Origin of the sequence: Vibrio scophthalmi LMG 19158, from assembly GCF_000222585.1 — a bacterium.
GTDB lineage: Bacteria > Pseudomonadota > Gammaproteobacteria > Enterobacterales > Vibrionaceae > Vibrio > Vibrio scophthalmi.
Genome location: NZ_AFWE01000110.1, coordinates 1 through 277 on the forward strand (window position 1 = coordinate 1; position 277 = coordinate 277).

Below are 277 nucleotides of genomic sequence, written 5' to 3' on the forward strand. Positions count from 1 at the left end.
GTGCAATATCTGGCGCAAGATGAAACCAAAGTCGAAACCTTCACTGTTGCCTCAGTGGATGGCACCACCCACGACATCGTTATTACCATTACCGGAGTTAACGACAGCGCGGTCATCTCCGGCGATGCAGTCGGCGCTGTGACGGAAGATGATACCGATCCAGTGTTGACAGATTCAGGCGTGTTAACCCTGACCGATGCCGATACTGACCAAGCCAAGTTTGATCCGACCAGCGTGGTGACGCCAGCTGGCGCATTAGGCGCTCTCTCCATCGATG

At 54.5% G+C, this 277-nt stretch carries 1 protein-coding gene; it reads left to right on the plus strand.

Going from position 1 to position 277, the window contains the following annotated elements; genetic code table 11:
* On the plus strand, nt 1-277 hold a 277-nt coding region (locus RH88_RS08965), incomplete at both ends, for a VCBS domain-containing protein (protein ID WP_174269641.1).